Below are 541 nucleotides of genomic sequence, written 5' to 3'. Positions count from 1 at the left end.
ATCACGAACTTCAGTTCAATAAAGAATCCCGCTTATCTATGCGATGTAAACAATGCCAGTTCTTGTCTCTCTGCAACGGCGGCTGCCCAAAACATCGCTATCTCTCCGACACTGGTGAGTATGAAAACGTCCTTTGTGATGGTTATTTCTATTTTTTCAGCTCAGTACAAAAGTATTTGCAAGCAATGACGACGCTCTTAGCTCATGGCTATCCAGCAAGCTATGTCATGCAAGCATTAGACGGCCCTTTAATCCTAACACCCTCTAATAAAAGGTAATCAATAAATGGATATTTTGAAAACAACGGTGACCATCACCGGAGCGCTCGCTCCGTGTTTGGTTGCGGCAGGAACGGTAGACAGAACAAAGCTCCCAATTCCTGACATTGAGCCCCAAACTTACACTCAACTCGACGTGCGAGATGTTCAGCGCCCCGAGCCAACTCGCCGAATCGCGGCACCAAAAGATGCACCTAACGTGCTTGTTATCTTGTTAGATGACGTCGGTTTTAGTCAGTCATCCCTTTTCGGTGGCGCAGTTG

1 protein-coding gene and 1 pseudogene are annotated in these 541 nt (G+C 46.6%); both read left to right on the top strand.

The window, feature by feature from the left end; genetic code table 11:
- Positions 1 to 278: SPASM domain-containing protein (locus R7Z49_RS27120; RefSeq protein WP_318112766.1), on the top strand; the 278-nt coding region annotated here is incomplete at its 5' end.
- A gap of 7 nt (positions 279 to 285) precedes the next feature.
- A pseudogene (locus tag R7Z49_RS27115) lies at positions 286 to 541 on the top strand (arylsulfatase); the annotation flags it as partial.

It is taken from the genome of Vibrio sp. 1562 (genome assembly GCF_033340155.1).
GTDB classification, from domain to species: Bacteria; Pseudomonadota; Gammaproteobacteria; order Enterobacterales; family Vibrionaceae; genus Vibrio; species Vibrio alginolyticus.
Note: the sequence above shows the minus strand (reverse complement) of the source record. Positions and strands in the feature narration are given on the sequence as shown.